The organism is Archangium lipolyticum (genome assembly GCF_024623785.1).
In the GTDB taxonomy this organism is placed as follows: Bacteria; Myxococcota; Myxococcia; order Myxococcales; family Myxococcaceae; genus Archangium; species Archangium lipolyticum.
In genome coordinates this window covers 210,779-231,645 of sequence record NZ_JANKBZ010000014.1, presented here as the reverse complement: position 1 = coordinate 231,645, position 20,867 = coordinate 210,779, and the positions used below count along the sequence as shown (strand labels likewise).

Genomic DNA, 20,867 nt, shown 5'->3' with positions numbered 1-20,867 from the left:
AGGTGCCGACATGCCAGGACCGTTCATCGAAGACGCGCAGATCGCGCGCGCGCGCAAGCTGGCGGAGGACATCACCGAGCCCATCTTCGAGCTCATCCGCCGCCACACCACCGTCTCCATCGAGCGCACCGTGCTGCGCTTCTTCGGCATCGCCGATGCCGGCCCCGGAGGCGTACCACTCGCCAACCTGATGGTGGACCGGCTCAAGGCCGCCGGGGTGCTGAACAGGGGAGCGGCGTATTGGTATGGCCGCGCCCTTCATCTGGGTGCCCGCAGTCCGCTGGAGGCCGTGGAGCGCCTGACCGCGTTGCCAGCGGAGAAGCTGGGGCCCCTCTCGCCGGAGATGGAGCACAACCTGCGCGAGGAGGTGCGGGCCGAGGCTCAGTCGGCCATGGACGATCTCAAGTCCCGCATCGCCCAGCGTGACGCGCTGCGCAAGGAGCTGGGAAGTGCCCCGGCGCCGCACAAGTACGTCATCGTGGCCACGGGCAACATCTACGACGACGTGGATCAGGCCCGGGCGGCGGCGCAGGCGGGCGCGGACATCATCGCGGTCATCCGCTCCACGGCGCAGTCGCTGCTGGACTACGTGCCCCACGGAGCCACCACCGAGGGCTACGGCGGCACGTATGCCACCCAGGAGAACTTCCGCATCATGCGCGAGGCCCTGGATGACGAGAGCCGCAAGCTCAAGCGCTACATCCAGCTGACGAACTACTCGTCGGGCCTGTGCATGGCGGAGATCGCCTTCGCGGCGGCCTACGAGCGGCTGGACATGCTGCTCAACGACGCGATGTACGGAATCCTGTTCCGCGACATCAACATGCGGCGCACGTTCATCGACCAGTACTTCAGCCGCCGCATCTGTGCCCTGGCCGGCATCATCATCAACACGGGCGAGGACAACTACATCACCACGGCGGACGCGTACGACGCGGCGCACACGGTCATCGCCAGTCAGTTCATCAACGAGACCTTCGCCAAGCGCGCGGGCCTGAAGGACTGGCAGCTGGGCCTGGGGCACTCGTACGAGATCGACCCGTACCGGGCGGACACGCTGCTGCTGGAGCTGTCGCAGGCGATGCTGGTGCGCCGGTGCTTCCCCAACGCGCCGCTGAAGTACATGCCGCCCACCAAGCACAAGGAGACGGACATCTTCTTCAGCCACGCGTACGACGTGATGGCGGACCTGGTGGCCATCTGGACGCGGCAGGGCATCCAGCTGCTGGGGATGATGACCGAGGCCATGCACACGCCGCTCCTGGCGGACCGGTACGTGGCGCTCAAGGCGGCCAGCTACATCTACAAGGCGGCCAAGGGCATCGACGAGGAGTTCACCGTGCGCGAGGACGGGAAGATCGCCAACCGCGCGCGCGAGGTGTTCGCCAAGGCGATGGAGTTGCTGGAGGAGTGCCAGAAGGACGGCATGGTGGCGGCCATCGGCCGGGGCCACTTCGGCGACGTGAAGCGCACGGAGACGGGTGGCAAGGGGCTCGAGGGCGTGCTGGAGAAGGCGCCGGACTACTTCAACCCGTTCCAGGACATGCTGGAGGCACAGTGATGCTCGGCTCGCTGCTGGTGATGGTGCTCACCGCCGGGGAGCCGGCGGAGGAGCTGAAGAAGTACGAGGTGAAGACGCTGGCGCTGCAGGTGCCCGCCGAGTGGAAGCAGTCCGAGGCGGACGGCACCCAGCGCTTCGACGACCCATCCGGGAACGCGTACCTGCTGGTGGACGTGGGCGCGGTGCAGACGGCGGGGATGAAGCCCCGGGTGTGCCTGGACAAGGTCCTGGGCGCCATGGGGAACGAGAAGGGCTGGGAGAAGCTGAAGCTCGGCAAGGCCCCGGCGGCGCGGCGGGTGGACACGGACACCACGCCGGATGGCGCGGAGTCGGTGGAAACGGTGACGTACGTGGGGTGTGACGGGAAGACCACGTGGTCGCTCGTCTTCCACATGGACACGAAGCAGAAGGATCGCTTCGAGGCGCTCTCGGTGAAGGTGGCCAACAGCGTCGCGTACGTGAAGCCCGCGGCGGGCAAGAAGGGGAAGTAGGCGCCATGGCGACGAAGCCGACGAAGCAGATCATCCGCCCCTACGGCGACCGGCGCGATGACGGCGTGGTGCAGCTGTCGTTCACGCTGCCGGTGCCGTTGTCGGAGAAGGCCAAGGAAGCCGCTGCGGTGCTGGCCCGGAAGATGGGGTTCTCCGACGTGAAGGTGGCCGCCGCCGAGCGCGCCGCCGACACGTACACCTTCTTCATCGTGTACGCGCGCACGCCGCAGTCACTGGACTACGCCGAGATCGACGTGCCCGAGGTCGTGGTGAAGAAGCTCGGGTTCGACGATCTCAACGCGCTCATCAAGGACAAGGTGGGCCGGCGCATCGTGGTGTTCGGCGCGTGCACGGGCACGGACACGCACACGGTGGGCATCGATGCCATCCTCAACATGAAGGGGTACGCGGGCGACTACGGCCTGGAGCGCTATCCCTGGTTCGAGGCCCACAACCTGGGCAGCCAGGTGCCCAACGAGGACCTCATCAAGCGGGCGATGGCGCGCAACGCGGACGCGATCCTCGTGTCACAGGTCGTCACCCAGCGGGACGTGCACAAGGACAACTCGCGCCAGTTCATCGATGCGGCCAGGGCGGCGGGCATCCACGGCAAGACGATCCTGCTGCTGGGCGGGCCGCGCGTGGACCACAAGCTGGCGTTGGATCTGGGCTTCGATGCGGGCTTCGGCCCGGGGACGAAGCCCTCGGACGTGGCGAACTACATCGTGCACCAGGTCCTCCAGAAGGAAGGCAAGGAGGCGAAGAACGTGCACTGGGAGGGGGAGCCGCAATGAGCAACGTGAAGGCGGTCATCCGGCTGCGCATGAGCAGCCATGACGCACACTACGGTGGGAACCTGGTGGACGGGGCACGGATGCTGGGGTTGTTCGGCGACGTGGCCACGGAGCTGTGCATCCGCCTGGATGGGGACGAGGGGCTGTTCCGCGCGTACGACTCGGTGGAGTTCCTGGCGCCGGTGTACGCGGGGGACTTCATCGAGGCGGAAGGGGAGATCATCCAGACGGGCAACACGTCGAGGAAGATGCGCTTCGAGGCGCGCAAGGTGATCCGCCCGAGGCCGGACGTGAACGACTCGGCGGCGGACGTGTTGCCGGAGCCGGTGGTGGTGTGCCGGGCGAGCGGGACGTGCGTGGTGCCGAAGGACAAGCAGCGAGGTCAGCGATGAGCACGCCCATGGTGATTACCGCGGCGATGGTCGGCGCGGAGACGACGCGGGAGCAGACGCCCTACCTGCCGATCACCGCGGAGGAGATCGCGGAGGACGCGGCGAAGTGCCGGGAGGCGGGAGCGGCGATGGTGCACCTGCACGTGCGCACGCCGGACGGCAAGCCGTCACAGGACACGGAGCTGTTCCGAGCGGCGATCCGGGCGATCCGCAAGAGGACGGACGTGCTCATCCAGGTGTCGACGGGTGGGGCGGTGGGGATGGACGTGGACGAGCGTTGCGGCGGATTGAGGCTGACGGGCGAGGACCGCCCGGACATGGCGACGCTGACGACGGGCACGGTGAACTTCGGTGACGAGGTGTTCTGGAACCCGCGCCCGCTGGTGCGAGACATCGCGAGACGCATCAAGGCGCTGGGACTGCGGCCGGAGTTCGAGTGCTTCGACGTGGGGATGGTGGACGAAGCGCGCGCACTGGCGAAGGAGGGGGTCGCGGAGCTGCCGGGACACTTCGACTTCGTGCTGGGAGTGCCTGGGGCGCTGACGGCGCGCGAGGACGCACTGGACTTCATGATCAAGTCGCTGCCTGAGGGGAGCACGTGGACGGTGGCGGGGGTGGGGAGGCACCAGTTGCCGTTCGTGGAGTTGGCGGCGGTGCGAGGGGGTAACGCGCGAGTGGGGCTCGAGGACAACATCTACGTGTCCAAGGGCGTGCTGGCGAAGGGCAACTGGGAGTTGGTGGCGGAGGCGGCGAAGAGGGCGAAGGAAAAAGGCCGGACGCTGGCGACGCCGCAGGAAGCGCGAAAGCTGCTGCGTCTGACGTAACCAGAACGCAACACAAACACAACCACCCACCCACCCCTCTCCCTTCGGGAGAGGGACGGGGTGAGGGTATCTCGCCCCCCGGGTTGAACCTGTCCAAGCGCCCCCTCTCCCTCTGGGAGAGGGCTGGGGTGAGGGTCAGAATCCGGGCTGAGCCCGTGGATCCATTCACCCGAGAGGAATCCAAGACACCATGGAAACGGATCTGCGAGGCAAAGGCGTCCTCGTCACTGGAGGAGCGGGCGGAATCGGGAGTGCGGTCGTTCGAGCCTTCGCGGAGGAGGGGGCGAAGGTAGCGGTGCACTACCACCGGAGCGCGGACAAGGCCGAGTCGCTGGCGAAGGAGGTGGGAGGAGCGGCCCTGCGAGCGGATCTGACGTCCGAGTCGGACGTGGACGCACTGGTCCCCGGGGCGGTGAAGGCGCTGGGCCGGCTGGACGTGCTGGTGGCGAACGCGGGAGTCTGGCCGCCGCCGGACGAGGGCGTGTGGCAGATGTCGCTGGAGCGCTGGCGGCGGACGCTGGCGGAGAACCTGGACAGCGTGTTCCTGAGCTGCCGGGCGTTCCTGCGCCACGTGGAGAAGACGGGGACGGGGAACATCATCATCATCGCGTCGACGGCGGGGCTGTTCGGGGAGGCGGGGCACTCGGACTACGCGGCGGCGAAGGGGGCGTTGGCGAGCGGGTTTCTCAAGAGCCTGAAGAACGAGATCACGCGCATCGCGCCGCTGGGCCGGGTGAACACGGTGTGCCCGGGGTGGACGGCGGTGGATCGGCACAAGGACAAGCTGGAGAACCCGGCGTTCATCAACCGGGTGACGCGGACGATGCCGATGCGCAAGGTGGGCCGTCCGGAGGACGTGGCGCGGGTGGTGGTGACGCTGGCGTCGGATCGCATCTCCGGTCACGTGACGGGCGAGGTGATCACCGTGGCCGGAGGCATGGAAGGCCGCGTGCTACACGAGACCTGAGAGCGGCTTACAGCTTGCGCCCGGCGCGGAGGATCTTCACGGGCGGGGTGAGCGCCTGCCCGTTCGCGGGCGCCTGCTGGATGGAGCGGACGACGTTCATGCCGCGCACCACCTTGCCGAAGGCGCCGAAGCCCTGGCCGTCCGGGTTGCGCTTGCCGCCGTGATCGAGCTCGGGCTGGTCGCCGATGCAGATGAAGAAGTCCGAGACGGCGGAGTCGGGCGTGTCGCGAGCCATGGAGACCGTGCCGTCCTTGTGCTTGAGGCCGGTCTCGTTCGTGCGCTCGAGGGCGATGGGCGGGCGCTGCTCGGACTGACGGGTGGGGTTGATGCCGCCCTGGATGACCTCGATCTTCACCGTGTTGTTCGGCTGGTTGTCGGGCTTCAGCTTGACGGTGCGGTGGAACACGCCGCCGTCGTAGAGCCCGGCATCCACGTAGGCGAGGAAGTTCTTCACCGTCTTGGGGGCGCGGGCCGCGTCGAGCTCCAGCTCGATTTCGCCCTTGTCTGTCAGCATCACCACGCGGACCGGCTCGGGGGGCCCGGGCTTCGAGCCCATCTTCGGCGTGGCGGCGAAGGCGGCGGGAGCGAGGGCGAGCAGCACGGCGAGGCAGGTGGAGGAAAGCGTGTTCATCGGTATCTCCTGAGCACGGGGGAAGAGGCGGGGCTTCCTCGAGGGGCAGGGGCCATGCTCCTTTCGTAGGCCGGCTCGCGCACCACGTCCATCTGGATCGGTGGGATGTGCGCACCCTGAGTGGGTTGCGGCTGCCTGCCCTCGCTGCTGTAGTCACGCCCCCATGAAGAAGACCCTTTCCCCGTCTGGGAACCCTCAGGGCCTGAGCCGCCGCGTGCTGCTCGGTGGCGCGGCCGCCGCCGGCACGCTCGTCGCCCTCGATGTCCAAGCCCAACCCGCGCCGAGCAACTCCGCGAGTGCACCCGCCCGTTCGCCAAGCGGCAAGCCCTTCGAGCTCGAGGAGGCCACCGTCTCCAAGCTCCAGGCCGCCATGACGTCGGGGAAGCACACCGCGCGGGGTCTCGCCGAGCGCTACCTGACGCGCATCCAGGAGTTGGATCGCACGGGGGACCTGCCGCTCCTGTCGGTCATCGAAATCAACCCGGACGCCCTGGCCATCGCCACCGCGCTCGACGAGGAGCGCAAGGCGAAGGGGCCTCGCGGGCCGCTGCACGGCATCCCCGTGCTCATCAAGGACAACATCGCGACCGCGGACAAGATGCAGACCACCGCCGGCTCGCTCGCCCTCGTGGGCGCAGTGCCCTCGCGCGACGCGTTCGTGGTGGAGCGGCTGAGGGCGGCGGGCGCGGTCATCCTCGGCAAGACGAACCTCAGCGAGTGGGCCAACTTCCGCTCCACGCACTCCTCCAGCGGGTGGAGCGGGCGAGGGGGCCAGTGCCGCAATCCCTACGCCCTCGACCGGACGCCCTCGGGCTCGAGCTCGGGCTCGGGAGCGGCCACCGCGGCGAACTTCTGCGCGGTGTCCGTTGGTACCGAGACCGATGGCTCCATCGTCTCGCCCTCGGCGGCGTGCTCCCTGGTGGGGCTCAAGCCGACCGTCGGGCTCGTGAGCCGCTCGGGCATCATCCCCATCTCCCACAGCCAGGACACCGCGGGCCCCATGACGCGCACGGTGGCGGACGCCGCCGCGCTGCTCGGCGTGCTGGTGGGCATCGACCCGAATGACGCGGTGACGGCCACGAGCAAGGGCCACGCCCAGGCGGATTACACTCGGTTCCTGGATCCGAACGGGTTGAAGGGGGCGCGCATCGGCGTGCCCCGCGAGCGGTTCTTCGGCTACCACCCGGCCACGGACGCGCTGGTGGAGCGGGCGCTGGAGCTCATGAAGGCCCGGGGCGCCATCATCGTCGACCCGGCTCCCATCCCCTCGGCCGCGAAGCTGGACGAGCCGGAGATGGAGGTGCTGCTCTACGAGTTCAAGGCGGGCGTCGAGGCGTACCTCGCCGGGCTCGGGGACAAGACGCGGCTGAAGACGCTCGCGGACCTCATCCGGTTCAACGAGGAGCACCGCGACAGCGAGCTCCCCTGGTTCGGCCAGGAGCTCTTCCTCCAGGCCCAGGAGAAGGGGGCGCTCACGGACAAGAAGTACCGCAAGGCGCTCGAGGCCTGCCGGAAGCTGTCGAGGGGGCAGGGCATCGACGCGGTGATGGAGAAGCACAAGCTCGACGCACTGGTGGCGCCGACGCAGGCGCCCCCGGGGCTCATCGACCTGGTGGATGGAGACCACTGGCTGGGGAGCAGCTCCTCGCCGGCGGCCGTCGCGGGGTACCCGAGCATCACCGTCCCCGCGGGGTACGTGGCCGGACTGCCCGTGGGCCTGTCCTTCATCGGGCGTGCGTGGAGCGAGCCGACGCTGCTGCGGCTCGCCTTCTCCTATGAGCAGGCCTCCAAGCACCGCCGCCCGCCCGGCTTCGCCCCGACGGCGGACCTGCGCAAGCCCACCTCGTAGCGCCGCCGACGAGCGGCGTCACAAGCCAGCGGATCATGCGTCTCATGGGTGTCTCCGCGTCCAGGTCCGTGAGGCCGGCGCGGGGGCCGCGGGAGGAGCACATCCATGCATGTCGTGATCATCGGTGGCGGGGCGGCGGGAATCGCGGCGGCTCACACCATCCTGGGAGCATCGAAGAACCACACGGTGACGCTGTTCGAGTCTCGGGGCACCTATGGCGGGCGGGCCCTCACGGACGACACCTCGATCAGCGGCTTCGCGTTCGACAAGGGCTGCCAGTACATCCAGGACGAGAAACACAATCCGTGGATGGCCATCGCGAAGGAGCTCGGGTTCGAGACCTTCCCGGAGAAGGTGGGCGACGTCCTGCGGCGCGAGGACGGCGGGAAGTTCGTGGACGAGTCGACGACGGTGGCGCCGGTCCAGGCGGTCTCCGAGGCCATCGAGGCTTCCTATGAGAAGGCCAGGACGCAACCGAATGTCATCGTGGCGCCCAAGCCCCGCTTCGATACACAGGCGGAGATGTTCGGCCATGCCGTCTCGGAGTTCGGTCCGTTCACCGAGTCCGCCGAGGTCTATCAATACATCGCGGCCGATCGCGCCCGGGTGGTCTCCTATGAAGGAGACGGCAACGCGTTCGTCACCCGGGGGCTCGGGACGCTCGTCAGGGCGTACGGTCTCGAGCTGAAGAAGCGCTTCGGGGACCGGATCACCGAGTACTTCCAGACGCCCGTCGGCATCGTGCGTTACACCGGGAATGGCGTGACGGTCGTCTCGCGGAGCGGCGGGAAGAGCGTGGCCGCCGACGCGGTGATCATCACGGTTCCCACGTCCGTGCTGGCGAGCGGCGCGATCGCCTTCGATCCGCCCTTGTCGAAGGACTACCGGGTCGTCTTCAACATCCTGCGCCTCGGCAGCTACAAGAAGCTGGCGCTGAAGTGCAATCGCATCCCGGATGAGCTCCAGGCCGACACCAACTACTACCTGATCGAGACGGAACCGGAGGGGGTCTGGAAGTACTACCGCCTGTCGAAGACGCCGGACGTGCTGGTGGTCCATACCGCTGGCGACTTCGCCCGGGCTCTGGACGAGATGGCCGACAAGGATGTCTTCGCCCTGTTCAAGAAGACACTCCAGGAGGCCTACGACAGCCCCATCACCTACGCGCCCGGCAAGGCGATCACGAACTGGAGCAGGGATCCCGATGCGCTCGGTGCCTATTCCTACACGGCGATGGTGGGCGGCGGCCCGTCGGATCCCACGGCGTTGAACGCCCGCATCCAGCTCAAGAAGCCGGTGTCCGGGAAGGTCCATTTCACCGGCGAGGCCGCGAGCCTGGGGTTCTACGGGACGCTCGCGGGCGCCTACGACGAGGGCGTCGCGACCGCCAGGACGGTGCTCGGCATCTCGGGATAGGGGGTGAGCACCTCGCAGCCCTCGCGTGTCACCAGGACGGTGTGCTCGAACTGGGCGGAGAGGCTCCCGTCCTCCGTCACCACCGTCCACTTGTCCGGCAGCACCCTCACGTCCGGGCGCCCGAGGTTCACCATGGGCTCGATGGTGATGACCATCCCCGAGCGCAGGGTGATGCCCGTCCCCCGTTTCCCCACGTGGGACACGTGGGGCGGGAGGTGCATCTGGTGGCCGATGCCGTGCCCGCCGAACTCCCGCACCACGCTGCAACCCTCCGCCCGCGCCAGCTCCTCGATGGCCGCGCCGATGTCCCCCAGCTTCGCCCCGTGGCGCACGACCGCCACGCCCGCGTCCCGGCACCGGCGCGCCACGTCCACCACGTGCCGCGCCTCCGCGGACACCTCGCCGATGAGGAACGTGGCAGAGGTGTCTCCGTGGAATCCATCCAGGCACGTGGTCACGTCCACGTTGATGATGTCCCCCGGCTGGAGCCGCTCGTCCGCGCGAGGGATGCCGTGGCAGACCACGTGGTTGCGGCTGGTGCACACCGTCGCGGGGAAGCCGTGGTAGCCCAGCTGGCTCGGCTTGCCCCCACGCCGTGCCGTGTCCTCCCGGACCCACGCGTCGATGTCCGCCGTGGAGACTCCGGGCGCCAGCCGCGCCGCGACGTACGCCAGCGTCCCCGCCGCCGCCCGGCCCGCCGCGCGCAGGCGATCGATCTCTCTCCCCTTCAGCAACGGAATTCCCATGGCGCCAAGGTGGCACCCGGGCATCCGGAGCGTCCAATGCTGTTTCGGTATGAGGGAACGGCCCCGTGCATCGGCCCGCGGACCCGCGCTATCCTCCCGGCCGTGAGTCTCACGCACATCCAGACCTTCGTCGCGGTGGCCGAGGAGGGCCACGTGGGGCGTGCCGCGCGCCGGCTCCACCTCACCCAGCCGCCGCTCAGCCGTCACATCCTCGCGCTCGAGGACGAGCTCGGCACCCCGCTGTTCGAGCGCACGTCCCGGGGCATGCGCCTGCTGCCCGCGGGCGAGGCGTTCCTGCACCACGCGCGCCGCATCCTCGCCGAGGTGGACGCGGCGGTGCACACCGTCCGGGGCGTCGCGACGGACCGCCCCGGCAGGTGAGCTCACATCACGGCGCCGAGCACTTCGTCGGGCCGAGCGTGGCCTTGAAGAAGTACGCGTACAGGTCCGGCGAGAGCGAGAAGTTGCACGTGTTCACGTCGTTCGGATCCAGGTCGGGGTGGCTCTGGATGTAGCGGGCGACGTAGTCGCGCACGCCGTCCGCCGAGGTCCACAGCACCTTGCCCTCCTTGAACATGGAGTAGCCGCCACCGCCGCTGGCCCGGTAGTTGTTGATGGCGATGTGGAAGACCTGGTCATCGCTCACGTCCGCGCCCTTGAACCGCAGGTGGGTGAGGCGCGAGCCCGCGGGCTTCGTGAGGTCGTACCCGTACTCGATGCGCGAGTAGAGGTCCCAGTTGAAGTCCGCCACGTTGGGCACCTTGGCCGCCGTGGGAGTGGAGGCGGAGGGGGGCGCGTTGGGATTCCACGGGGCGAAGTACTGGGCGTTGACCTCCAGCGCGCGGCGCAGGATGGAGCCGTTGATCTCCATCACGTACAGCGTGTTGTCGTAGATGTAGATGCTGTAGGCATCGCGCAGGGTGATGTTGCCCGCGGGCAGCATGCCGTCATCGCTGAAGAGGGCGGCGAGCGAGAAGTCCACCGGGAAGCCGTTCTCCTCGGCGGCCTGCTCCTGCACGGCGTTGATGAGGTCGGCCAGCGCGCTATCGCTGAAGCGGGCGGGGTTGCCGCCGGGGAAGGCCGCGAGGGTGGTGCCGAGCGGGGCGCTCACGTACCGCAGCGTCTGGTCGTGGTAGCTCTGGACGAGCTGCGCCACCCCCGGCTCCATGGCCACGGAGTTGTCCACCGCGAGCAGCTTGGAGTCCTTGCCGTCCACCTTCCAGCGGCCGCCCTCGTGGACGAGGGAGAGATCCACCTGGCCCAGGTGGCTGCCCCAGCGGTTGGGCTGGATGAGCAGCACCTCCTGGCCCTGGGTGTTCTTCAGCAGCATCTTCGGGATGGGCTGGTGGGTGTGGCCGGTGAGGAGCACGTCGATGCCCTCGACCTGCTGGGCGATCTGCACCGCCTCGTTCTCCCCGGGCAGGTTGCCGCGGTCCGCCCATTTGGCGGGGTCGGAGTAGTCGGCGAGCCAGGAGTCCGGATTGCTCGCGCTGCCGGTGGGCTGCTTGTCCGGGCCGGAGTGGATGGCCACCACCACCACGTCCGCGCCCGCCTGCCGCAGCTTCGGCACGTACACCCGCGCCGTCTCCAGCGGATCCTCGAAGCGCAGGCCGGGGATGTTCTCCGGGCGCTCCCACGTCGTCACGCCCGGCGTCACCAGTCCGAGCACGCCCACCTTCACCCCGCACACCTCCTTGAGGAGGTAGGGCTCCAGGGCCTCGCTCCCGTCGCTCCGGCGCACGTTGGCGCCGAGCAGGGGGAAGCCCACCTCGCTCTTGAACTTGTTGAGGAGGACGAGGCCGTAGTTGAACTCGTGGTTGCCGACGGCCATGGCGTCGTAGCGCAGCTCGTTCATCGCCACGGCCATGGGGTGCTTGGGGGTGTTGTCCACCAGGGCGTAATAGGTGCCCAGGGGGGTGCCCTGGATGGTGTCACCCGTGTCGAGGAGCAGGTTGCAGTCCGGATTCTCCGCGCGCGCCTGCTTGATGAGCGTGGCCACCTTGGTGAGGCCGCGTTTGGTGTCCACCTTCCCCGTGAAGTAGTCCCAGGGGAAGAGGTTGGTGTGCAGATCGCTCGTCTGCAGCAGCCGCAACGTGCGCGGCTCGGTGTTCACCGGGGGCGGCTCGGTGTTCACCGGGGGCTGCTCGGTGTCACCACAGGCGGTGAGCTGGAGCAGCGCACAGGTGCCCAGGGTGGAGATGAGGGCCGCGCGACGGGCGCCCGCCAGGAAGCTCGGAAGCATGGAAGAGAACCTCGGATGTGTGCGCCCGGGAGGTAGCTCCCGGGCGTACGCAACCCTATACGAACACCCGCCAGGATGTACTTCCTGGCGGGTGACATCTCGAGGTCAGTACTTCTCGGAGGTGCAGCGGACGTAGTGCTGGTAGGGCGCGCAGGTGGCGTTCTTCACCTGATTCCAATCGGCCTGGGGCCAGACGGTCTTGGCCCAGTCGGCGATCGTGTTGATGAGCGTGGGGTTCACGCCCTGGTACTTGAACTGCGGGAGCAGGTACCAGATGCGGTTGCCCAGGGAGCTGTCGTAGAAGCCGTTGATGACCTCGGTGGTGGTCGCGCCACCACCCGCCGTCCACCACTCCGAGGCAGGGTATTGGCGCGTCTTGTCCCACCAGGTGGACAGGAGGGCCTCCAGGATGGCCCGGCGCTCGTCGGCGCTGATCCCCGCCCAGCCCGGCATGTTGCCAGGCATCACCAGCCGGCTCAGGTCCGCCGCGGTCCTCGGACTCCACCCCGCGGAGCCGGGCATGCTGGGCTTGAGCGTGGTGTCGGAGATCTGCATTCCCTTCACCAGCCACATCGAGAGCAGTGCATTGGTGGGCGTGGTGCTGGTGCCGACACGCTGCATCTCGGAGATGAAGCCATGGACGTAGCCCCAGTCGATCGGCCGCTGGCCATCGCGATCCGCCCCATCCGAGTGGTTGCCACTGTAGAGGATCAGCGAGAGCTGGTACCACGCCATGGAGAAGTAGGTGAACATCGCCGGGCCGTTGTCATTGATGCCCGTGTTGTTCCTCGGCAGCTTGAGCAGGTTGGGGGAGCTGTCGAAGGTGTTGTTGGTCATCCAGCCCCGGGCCTCCCGCGAGGTGGGGAACAACTGGCGTTGCCGATCCTCGAGCCCGAACTCCTGCATGATCTCCCACATCTTCACCAGCTGCCAGAGCGCGGTGGAGTAGATCTTCCGTGAGTAGTTGATGTCCTTGCCGGTGGTTTCGTTCTGGTACCTCGGCTGGAGGAACTCGTAGTTGGCCTGGTTCCAGAGCCGGTGGGGGAAGAAGAGCTCGTTCCTGTAATTGGTGTAGCCCGCGGCGCGGACCTTCGCGGCCAGGTCCCTCAAGCTGGCGTTGACGCCGGTCGCGGTCCCCTCGAAGGCGTAGAGCTTGTTGATCCGGTGGTTGACGAAGGCATCACCCCAGGCGTCCTTGGGATGGATGCTCGGCAGCCAGTGGTTCCAGTCCGGGAGCTGGAAGGCGATGGGCATCTCGCGGGCGCTGAGGTTCGACGTCGTGGCGATGGCCTGCTTGGTGATCCCATTCGGGAACATGTAGCGGATCATGTCGCGATCCTGGTCCAGGACCGCGTCGACACCGGCGCCGGCCGCCCACTGCGAGACGGGCCTGGCGTCGAGCCCGGGTCCCGGCTGATACGGCGGATTCCAGGGACGGCCCGGGTTCGGCACGTTCGGCAGGGTCCGGATATAGGAGGCGATCTTCTTCGCCTCGGTATCGTTCAGACCGTGGAACTTCGCCCGCTCGATGATGGAGGCGTTGGAGTAGTTGAAATACTTCAGATCCCGTCCGTCCTGGGCATGGCAATCCATGCAACGGGCGCGGAGGTTCGCGGAGTTCTTGTAGGAGGTCACCAGCGTCCGAGTGCGCCAGAGCCGCTCACCCTCGGCGATGGAGGCCGCGTCGGAGAACGGCGGCTGCCAGGTGCTCGGGTTGTCTTCCGCGAAGGTGCTATCCGGGAGGACGCGGCTGCCATCCGCGCGGAGGAAGTTCAGCTTCAGCACGCGGAAGCCGAGCGAGCGCTCGTCCGCGGTGTTGAACTTGAAGGAGATCTGGTTCGAGCCCGCCACGAGGGTCCCCGCGGGAACGTCCAGGCGCAGCTTCAGCGTCGCGAAGGCGCCGCCGATGCCGCCATACGTCTTCGCGAGCCCCTCGACGCTCACCGTGTCGTTGTTCAGGGTCCGCCAGGTCCCGGAGTTGAAGCTGACACTGGCCTTGTTCGCGTAGGTCAGGCCATGCACCTGCAGCCAGAGCTTCAGCGGCTGCCGTACATCCTGGTCGCTCACGGTGACCGTCACGGTGCGCGTGGTGCCCTCGCGGCCGAAGACCTCGATGGGCAGGACGATCGGCGCGGTGGCTTCGTTCGTTTGCTGCTGGAAGGAATCAGCGGACTCCACCGCGTCCTGCTCGTCAGGTGCTGACAAACAACCCGTCAGCGCCAGCGCGAGGCTCAGCATGAGGGACGAAGAGAGGCCACGACTCCAATGCTGTTTGGTTTTTGTCATTGTGGGACGCTTTGAACCTCAAACGTTCCACGATGTCATTTCCGAGCAGGAGAGCGAGCACTTGTCCGCAAGAGGGGAAGGCAAAGATTGTCAGACTGTGAGTCTTTGCCTGTTCACACGTTGTGAGGCATTGCCGCCCCGTGGGGCTTTTTTTGAGAGGGTTCAGGTGGTGGACGAGGCGGGGGTGGCCTCGGAACGCGAGCTGGTGACCCGCCAGGCTAGCGCGATGGCGGCGAGCAGCAAGCAAGCGGCGAGCAGGAAGGGAGCGCCGGGGAGGTGCGCGCCGCTCTGGGGCGAGATGAAGTGCGCGAACGTCTGGGTGAAGAGGCTGGGGCCGATCATCCCCGCGATGCCCATGAGGCTGGAGAGCGCGCCCTGGAGCTGGCCCTGCTCCGACTGGCTGATGCGGCTCGACATGAGGCCCTGGGAGGCCGGACCGAACAGCCCCCACAGCGACATGACCAGGATTCCGAGCCAGAATACGGCTCCGGTGTCGGCCAGGCCGTAGAGGGTGAAGCCCAGCGCGCCGAACGCGAGCCCCATGAGCAACGTGCGCCGCTCGCCGAACCTCTTCACGATCGGCCGCACCAGGCCACCCTGGACGATCAGGGAGGTGATGCCAGTGCCCGCCATGGTGAGCCCCACGGCGCGCTCGTCCCAGCCGAAGCGGTAGCTCGCATACAGCACGAACACGCTGGGCAGCGCGACGTGGGCGAGGTTGTAGAGGAAGTGGACGGAGGCCAGGCCGAGCACCTCGGGCTTGGAGCGCAGCATGGCCAGCGCGCCCACCGGGTTGGCCCGGCGCCACTGGAAGGGCTTGCGGCGCTCGGGGGGCAGGGACTCGGGCAGGACGAACAGCCCATACAGGGCGTTGGCGAGGCTCAGTCCGGCCGCTACCCAGAACGGCAGACGAGGGCTGATGACCCCCAGCATTCCACCGACTGCGGGCCCCAGCACGAAGCCGATGCCGAACGCGGCCCCGAGCAGGCCGAAGCTGGCGGCGCGCTTCTCCGGAGGTGTGACGTCCGCGATGTAGGCGCTGGCGGTGCTGATGCTCGCCGCGGTGATGCCGGAGATGATCCGGCCCGCGAACAGCCAGCCCAGCGACGGCGCCATCGCCATGAGGATGTAGTCGAACCCCAGCCCGAAGTTCGACAGCAGCACCACCGGCCGGCGGCCGAAGCGGTCGGACATGGCGCCGAGCACCGGCGAGAAGATGAACTGCATGAGCGCCCACATCGTGGAGAACAGGCCCAGGAGCTCGGCCGCTCGCGCGGTGTCTCCCCCGAGGAAGCCCTCCACCATCTTCGGCAGCACGGGGATGATCATCCCCATGGCCAGGATGTCGAGCAGGATGGTGACGAAGATGAAGACCAGCGCGGCTCGGCGCGGGCCTGGGGAGGGACTGGAGCTCGGTTCGGTCATGGGAGGGGGGGGGCCGGTCAGGCGGGCAGGGGTTCCTCGCAAAAAGGAGCCCTTCGCGCAAGTCCGGCGTCTGACCTCGGAGGTCACCCGGATTCGTGCTAGGAAAAGTGGGTGCCCACCCGTTCCAGGAATCCAAGTAGGCCTCCCTCGCACTTCGAGCCCTCCCAGCTGCCCGGGGTCTCCGCTCCCGATCTCCTGGGTGCGGCCCGGCGGCTCATCCGGAGCCGGACGCGAGCCCCCCGCTACTGGGCGGCGGGGGATCGACTCACGGAGATGTGGCTCACCGGGCCGCTGCGTTCCTCCTCGGAGTTCCAGCTCGCCGCCTCAACCGATCTCGGGGCGGTCATCGACTGGCTCTATGACGAGCTGCTGAGCTCCAGCGCGTCCGCGGCCGAGGAGCTGGTGGGGCTCACCGAGCGGCTCCAGGAGATGGTGGACTTCGAGAAGGCCCTGGAGCTGCTGCGGCGGTGCGAGACGGTGCCCCTCGGGCCCGAGGCGGAGGTGGAGGAGGCCACGCGCGTGATCATCGCCACGCTGACCGTGCACGGGTACGCGACGCTCCACGCGAGGAGGTCGGCGGAGCTGGCCTCCCGGTGGCTGGAGGCGTGGGCGGACGCCATGTGGCGGCAGAACGTGCAGCAGGAGCAGACCTGCGGGTTCGGTCTGTTGGCCCGGCTGCCTCCGGAGGAGAGGCCGGCCTGCATGGCGCGCCTGGGTCTGACGCCCGAGGAGCTGGTGCCGCGGAGCACCTCCTTTTCCGAGGGGGTGGAGGAGTTCCTGGAGCGCTATGGCGAGACCGCCGCCTCCACGGTGGGCGTGCTCGGAGGCCTGCCGTTCTCCACGTTGCCCACCTCGGAGGTGGAGGCGCTGCTCCGGCTCTGCACGGGGGAGGCGAGCCTGCTCACCCCCATCTCCCACCTCCTCCGGCTGGCGCCGGACGTGAGCTTCGATCCGGCCGAGCTCATGAACACGGGCGTGTTCGCCAGCGCCGCCGAGCAGCGCCGGAGCGTGCTCGAGGTCGTCTCCGAAGGGAAGCTCTCCAAGCCGGAGTTGGATGCGCGGCTCGGCCAGGAGTGGGCACGCTTCTCGGTCCAGGCGCGCCACCTGCTCGAGGAGAGGATGGCCAGGCACGCGGAGCAGGTAGGAGCGGAAGTGGCGTCCGGTTGGCTCCCCGCGCTCTACGCACTGCTGGAGCGGCTGGTACCGGGAACGTGGAAGGGCTGAGCGGACGGCCCGGCGGGCGGATGTCGGTGTATCCGGGTTGATGTTCTCATGACGCCCATGCCCCTGTTCCTGCTGCTGTGTGTCGCTGTGTTGGCCACCGGCTGTGCCACTACGGCTTCACTGCCCGGTCATGGTGTGCTTCTGGGTTACAGCCGGAGCGAGCGCGACCCTGGCACGCAACTGGCGCTGGTGCGCCAGGCTGAAATAGCCGTGCGCTCGGTGACCAGCGGCGCCGTGACGGTGGACTCTTTCGAGGAGTTGCTGACGCTGGCGGGTCTGGACGATTTCAACGAGCTGCCCCCGAGAGTCGCTCCCCTTACGCCGCGAGCGGCGGCCCGGATGCTCGCCGTACTGCTGCGGAAGCCCGTGACACTGGCCTCGTTTCCGCCGCGCATGGCCGCGAGCCATCTTCTGCGCGAGGTGCTGGAAGGAGAGGCAGTCTCCCGCGAGGAGTTGCTGCGCCGTGTGGAGCGCTTCAACACGGTGGCCGTGCTGCGGCCGGACGGCTATCTCGCCTGGACACGCAACGGACGTACGCAGCAGAAGGTGGGGCCAGTGGAATGGAGGGATGACGCCTTCCGGGCCGGTCCTTTCGCGCTGGGCCGCTTCTATACCGGCAACGGGTGGGTTTTCCGGCATACGGACGCACGACTGCGGCCCATGATGGATGGGCCCGTGCTGGCCGAGGTGTATGACGATGCGGACACCATCAGCCGCACGCTGGATGGGGCGGAAGACGCCTATGTCGAGCTGTACCACGCCATGGGCCAGTTGCTGACGCGGCCGGTGGAGAGCCTCGTCGAGCTGCGACACCTGCCAGCGGGGATGGCGGCCCTCATTGCCTCCTCACCTGAGTTTCTTGAGCAATTCAGATACATGACGCGCGGCGAGCAGGTGAAGGCCCTCTCCAGACTGACTACCAGTCTGATTGTTACCTGGGGCGCCGCCGGGAGCACCACGCGCACGCTGACAAGGGCGCTGATGGGGGCGGAGGCTACCGTGCCGGTGTTGTCCCTGTCGGCGGAGGGTGCACTGGCTGTGGAGCGCGTCGTGGTACCAGTGGGCAACGTAGCCGAGGTGCTGGGCAGCGGACCGGGTGCGGCCATCATCCTCTACCAGACTGGCACGGGGGGCGGCGGTGGCGGAAAACGCGTATCAGGGGATGAGCTTGAGAAACTTCGTAAAGAGTTCGAGGCTGTAAAATCGAAGTTCTGGAAGCACGAGGCCGAGGCTCGTCCTGGTGTGTACTCACCCGAGAACGTCGCTAGGATGAAACAAGGCAAGCCTCCCATTGGGAGTGACGGTTTTCCGATGGAACTGCATCACAAGGTGCCACTCGCGGAGGGGGGATCCAATGCCTTCGAGAACCTCGTACCTTTGACGCGAACTGAGCACCGTCTGGGGCTCAGCTACAAGCTGAACCATCCGAATCTTCCATGACCTTTGACGAACTCGCGGAGATGCTGGAGAGGAATCCATCGAAGAGTCTAGGCCAGGGGGCGTGCGAGACGGAGATCCACGCCGCCAACGTTCAACTCGGCGTAACCCTGGCAGGTGGCTATCGACTCTTCTTGCGGCGCTTTGGTTGGGGAGGAGTTGGATCTATCGAACTCTTCGGGCTCGGTGGGGATGTGCCGCCGTACCTGAATCTTACCGAGATGACCCGGAGTGAGCGGGCGGACATGAGTCCCTCGCTCTCCGCACATCTCATCCCGCTCATGAACGACGGGGGAGGCAACCTCTACTGCCTTGACTCGAGGGTCGAGGGGGAGCCCCCTGTCGTGTTCTGGGATCATGCAGCAGGAGCGCAGCAGGAACCCGTACAAGTGGCGTCCAACTTCATCGAGTGGCTGGCCGCTCGGGTCGCGCGAGAGACCGAGATGGATGGAGATATCAGTCGGGGCACCCCTCCCTCTCCCGCCGGGAGAGGGTCGGGGTGAGGGTACCCACGCCCGTGCTCCCCACCGTGCACGGGCGCGGCCCCGGTGCTCACTTCGCGAGGAAGCCGAGCAGGGCCTGGTGCCACTTCTCGGGGGCTTCGAAGTGGGGGATGTGCCCGACGTTGGGAAGCTCCACGAGGGTGGCGTTGGGGAAGGCCTTCGCGGCGCGCTTGCCGAGCTCGGGGTACTGCCCGAACTGAGGGAGCAACTCGGGGGGGACGCGCCCGCGGCCGACCACGGTGCGGTCGGCCTGGCCTATGACGAGCAGCACGGGGACCTTCACGAGGGGGAACTCGTGGACCACGGGCTGCTGGTAGATCATCTGTTCGGTGGCGGCGGACACCCAGGCGAGCCGCGGGTAGTCGCCACTCAGCGTCTGGCGGAAGGGCACCTGGACGTACTCGTCATACTCGGGGCGCCACGTGACGTAGTACGTCTTCTGGTATTTGCGCATGCCCTCCTCGGTGGCGCCGAGCTGGTCGCGGTAGAGCTCCTCGGTGGAGCGCCAGGGGACGAAGAAGCGGTAGTCCTCGAGGCCGATGGGATTCTCCAGGACGAGGTGGGTGGTGGTCTCGGGGAACAGGCGCGCGAAGCGGGTGGCGAGCATGCCGCCCATGGAGTGACCGATCACGATCACCTTCGAGACACCGAGGGTGTCGAGCACCTGCTTCGTGTTGTTGGCGAGCGTGTGGAAGCTGTAGTCGAGGGCCGGCTTGGAGGACTTGCCGAAGCCCACCTGATCGGGGACGACGACGCGGTAGCCGGCCTGGCTGAGGGCGCGGATGGTGTCCTTCCAGTAGGCGCCGAAGAAGTTCTTCCCATGAAGCAGCAGGACGGTGCGGCCATTGGCCTTCCCGGTGGGCTGCACGTCCATGTAGGCCATGCGCACGTCCTGCCCCTGGAGCGTGAGCGGGAGGAAGCGGACGGGGTAGGGGTAGGGGTAGCCCTCGAGCGCGATGCCGAGCGCTTCGGGGGGCTTCGTCGGCTGGGCGGAGGCGGACGTGGAACAGAGCACCAGGAAGAGGGCGAGCAGGAGACGTTGAACGGGCATGGATCCTCCGGGAAGCGGAATGCGAGGCCTTCCTTATCCGCCTGGTGGGCCTCGCGCTCGGAGAACCGTGATATCGCGTGGCTCCTGTCACGAGGAGTCGACATTCGAGGGAGGGGTGGCATGAATCGCGATTTCGACCTGAGGGAGTACAACCGCGAGGCCTGGAACCGTCAGGTGGCCAAGGGTGACCGGTGGACGGTGCCGGTGGGGCCGGAAGTCATCGCCGCGGCGAGGCGGGGCGAGTGGAGCGTGGTGCTCACCCCGACGAAGCCGGTGCCGCGCGCCTGGTTCGGGGAGCTGGCCGGCAAGGACGTGCTGGGTCTGGCGAGCGCTGGAGGGCAGCAGGTGCCGGTGCTCGCCGCGGCTGGGGCGCGTGTCACGGTCATCGACAACTCTCCCTCGCAGTTGGGGCAGGACCGCAAGGTGGCCGAGCGCGAGGGCCTGTCGATCCGCACGGTGCAGGGAGACATGCGTGACCTGTCGGTCTTCCCGGACGCGAGCTTCGATCTGATCTTCCACCCCTGCTCCAACGGCTTCGTGGATGACGTGCGGCCCGTGTGGCGCGAGGCCTTCCGGGTGCTGCGGCCCGGCGGGGTACTGCTCTCGGGCTTCTGCAACCCGGTCATCTACCTGTTCGACCCGGACCTGGAGAAGCAGGGGGTGATGCAGCTCAAGTACTGGATGCCGTACTCGGACCTGACCAGCCTCACCGACGCGGAGCGCCGTCGTTATACCGACGTGGGCGAGCCCCTGAGTGTCGCGCACTCGCTGGAGGATCAGATCGGCGGGCAGCTCGAGGCCGGCTTCCTGCTCGCCGGCTTCTACGAGGACACGATGGGTGAGGGTGACAGGCTGTCCGAGTATCTGGCGGGAACCTGCGCCACCCGGGCGGTGAAACCCGGCATGGGCTGAGACCTGGCGCGCCTGGAAGGCGTGCTCCAGTGAAGGGCTGCATCGCCCCGAAAGACGGGGCTTTCAACGCTCTCGCGCTCCATATCTTCACGCTGGGATGGTGGGTAGGTGGTTGG

19 protein-coding genes are annotated in these 20,867 nt (G+C 67.7%); 13 read left to right on the top strand and 6 right to left on the bottom strand.

Features of this window, described 5'->3' with window-relative positions; all coding sequences use genetic code 11:
- Positions 1–10 precede the first annotated feature (10 nt).
- From kamD to NR810_RS28380, 6 genes are all read left to right on the top strand, one after another.
- On the top strand, positions 11–1,561 hold the full coding sequence (gene kamD / locus NR810_RS28405; RefSeq protein WP_257457280.1) for a lysine 5,6-aminomutase subunit alpha: 1,551 nt from the start codon (positions 11–13) through the stop codon (positions 1,559–1,561).
- Positions 1,561–2,052 (top strand): hypothetical protein, encoded by a 492-nt coding sequence (locus NR810_RS28400; protein ID WP_257457279.1) that lies wholly within the window; start codon positions 1,561–1,563, stop codon positions 2,050–2,052. Before kamD ends, NR810_RS28400 begins: the two co-directional genes overlap by 1 nt.
- A gap of 5 nt (positions 2,053–2,057) precedes the next feature.
- Complete coding sequence (gene kamE, locus NR810_RS28395; protein ID WP_257457276.1) at positions 2,058–2,846, top strand: lysine 5,6-aminomutase subunit beta; 789 nt, start codon at positions 2,058–2,060, stop codon at positions 2,844–2,846.
- Positions 2,843–3,238, top strand: coding sequence for a 3-aminobutyryl-CoA ammonia lyase (gene kal / locus NR810_RS28390; protein ID WP_257457271.1), 396 nt, complete (start codon positions 2,843–2,845; stop codon positions 3,236–3,238). Before kamE ends, kal begins: the two co-directional genes overlap by 4 nt.
- Positions 3,235–4,062, top strand: coding sequence for a 3-keto-5-aminohexanoate cleavage enzyme (gene kce / locus NR810_RS28385; RefSeq protein ID WP_257457268.1), 828 nt, complete (start codon positions 3,235–3,237; stop codon positions 4,060–4,062). Before kal ends, kce begins: the two co-directional genes overlap by 4 nt.
- 190 nt (positions 4,063–4,252) lie before the next feature.
- A complete protein-coding gene (locus NR810_RS28380) occupies positions 4,253–5,029 on the top strand; it encodes an SDR family NAD(P)-dependent oxidoreductase (RefSeq protein WP_257457266.1) in 777 nt (258 codons plus the stop codon).
- Positions 5,030–5,036: 7 nt separating this feature from the next.
- Here NR810_RS28380 and NR810_RS28375 read toward each other — a convergent pair whose 3' ends face one another.
- The gene (locus NR810_RS28375; RefSeq protein ID WP_257457264.1) at positions 5,037–5,660 is read right to left on the bottom strand and encodes a peptidylprolyl isomerase; all 624 of its coding nucleotides are present in this window, start codon (positions 5,658–5,660) and stop codon (positions 5,037–5,039) included.
- A gap of 163 nt (positions 5,661–5,823) precedes the next feature.
- Between NR810_RS28375 and NR810_RS28370 the strand changes: the two genes are divergently transcribed.
- Positions 5,824–7,509: an amidase gene (locus tag NR810_RS28370; RefSeq protein ID WP_257457263.1), complete on the top strand. Its 1,686-nt coding sequence runs from the start codon at positions 5,824–5,826 to the stop codon at positions 7,507–7,509.
- 105 nt (positions 7,510–7,614) lie between these two features.
- Positions 7,615–8,925: a flavin monoamine oxidase family protein gene (locus NR810_RS28365; protein WP_257457260.1), complete on the top strand. Its 1,311-nt coding sequence runs from the start codon at positions 7,615–7,617 to the stop codon at positions 8,923–8,925.
- Here NR810_RS28365 and map read toward each other — a convergent pair.
- Positions 8,874–9,671, bottom strand: a complete 798-nt coding sequence (gene map, locus NR810_RS28360; protein ID WP_257457258.1) for a type I methionyl aminopeptidase — start codon at positions 9,669–9,671, stop codon at positions 8,874–8,876. The genes NR810_RS28365 and map overlap by 52 nt on opposite strands.
- A 102-nt stretch (positions 9,672–9,773) precedes the next feature.
- On the opposite strand from map, the gene NR810_RS28355 reads away from it, so the two are divergent.
- Positions 9,774–10,052 carry a LysR family transcriptional regulator gene (locus NR810_RS28355; protein ID WP_257457256.1) on the top strand — a complete coding sequence of 93 codons (279 nt, stop codon included), beginning with the start codon at positions 9,774–9,776 and terminating at the stop codon, positions 10,050–10,052.
- Between the two features lie 7 nt (positions 10,053–10,059).
- Here NR810_RS28355 and NR810_RS28350 read toward each other — a convergent pair whose 3' ends face one another.
- From NR810_RS28350 to NR810_RS28340, 3 genes are all read right to left on the bottom strand, one after another.
- Positions 10,060–11,913, bottom strand: a complete 1,854-nt coding sequence (locus tag NR810_RS28350; RefSeq protein WP_257457253.1) for a bifunctional metallophosphatase/5'-nucleotidase — start codon at positions 11,911–11,913, stop codon at positions 10,060–10,062.
- Positions 11,914–12,018: 105 nt separating this feature from the next.
- Positions 12,019–14,118: a hypothetical protein gene (locus tag NR810_RS28345; protein WP_257457251.1), complete on the bottom strand. Its 2,100-nt coding sequence runs from the start codon at positions 14,116–14,118 to the stop codon at positions 12,019–12,021.
- A 243-nt stretch (positions 14,119–14,361) separates the two neighbouring features.
- Positions 14,362–15,624 carry a TCR/Tet family MFS transporter gene (locus NR810_RS28340; RefSeq protein ID WP_257457249.1) on the bottom strand — a complete coding sequence of 421 codons (1,263 nt, stop codon included), beginning with the start codon at positions 15,622–15,624 and terminating at the stop codon, positions 14,362–14,364.
- Positions 15,625–15,735: 111 nt separating this feature from the next.
- On the opposite strand from NR810_RS28340, the gene NR810_RS28335 reads away from it, so the two are divergent.
- From NR810_RS28335 to NR810_RS28325, 3 genes are read left to right on the top strand one after another with little or no spacing between them, the layout of a single operon-like run.
- Positions 15,736–16,848, top strand: coding sequence for a hypothetical protein (locus NR810_RS28335; protein ID WP_257457246.1), 1,113 nt, complete (start codon positions 15,736–15,738; stop codon positions 16,846–16,848).
- 57 nt (positions 16,849–16,905) lie between these two features.
- The gene (locus NR810_RS28330; protein WP_306818569.1) at positions 16,906–18,288 is read left to right on the top strand and encodes an HNH endonuclease signature motif containing protein; all 1,383 of its coding nucleotides are present in this window, start codon (positions 16,906–16,908) and stop codon (positions 18,286–18,288) included.
- Positions 18,285–18,788, top strand: coding sequence for an SMI1/KNR4 family protein (locus NR810_RS28325; RefSeq protein WP_257457244.1), 504 nt, complete (start codon positions 18,285–18,287; stop codon positions 18,786–18,788). Before NR810_RS28330 ends, NR810_RS28325 begins: the two co-directional genes overlap by 4 nt.
- A gap of 49 nt (positions 18,789–18,837) precedes the next feature.
- On the opposite strand, the gene NR810_RS28320 is transcribed toward NR810_RS28325, so the two are convergent.
- Positions 18,838–19,839, bottom strand: a complete 1,002-nt coding sequence (locus NR810_RS28320; protein ID WP_257457242.1) for an alpha/beta fold hydrolase — start codon at positions 19,837–19,839, stop codon at positions 18,838–18,840.
- A 120-nt stretch (positions 19,840–19,959) separates the two neighbouring features.
- On the opposite strand from NR810_RS28320, the gene NR810_RS28315 reads away from it, so the two are divergent.
- A complete protein-coding gene (locus NR810_RS28315; protein WP_257457238.1) occupies positions 19,960–20,751 on the top strand; it encodes a class I SAM-dependent methyltransferase in 792 nt (263 codons plus the stop codon).
- Positions 20,752–20,867 lie beyond the last annotated feature (116 nt).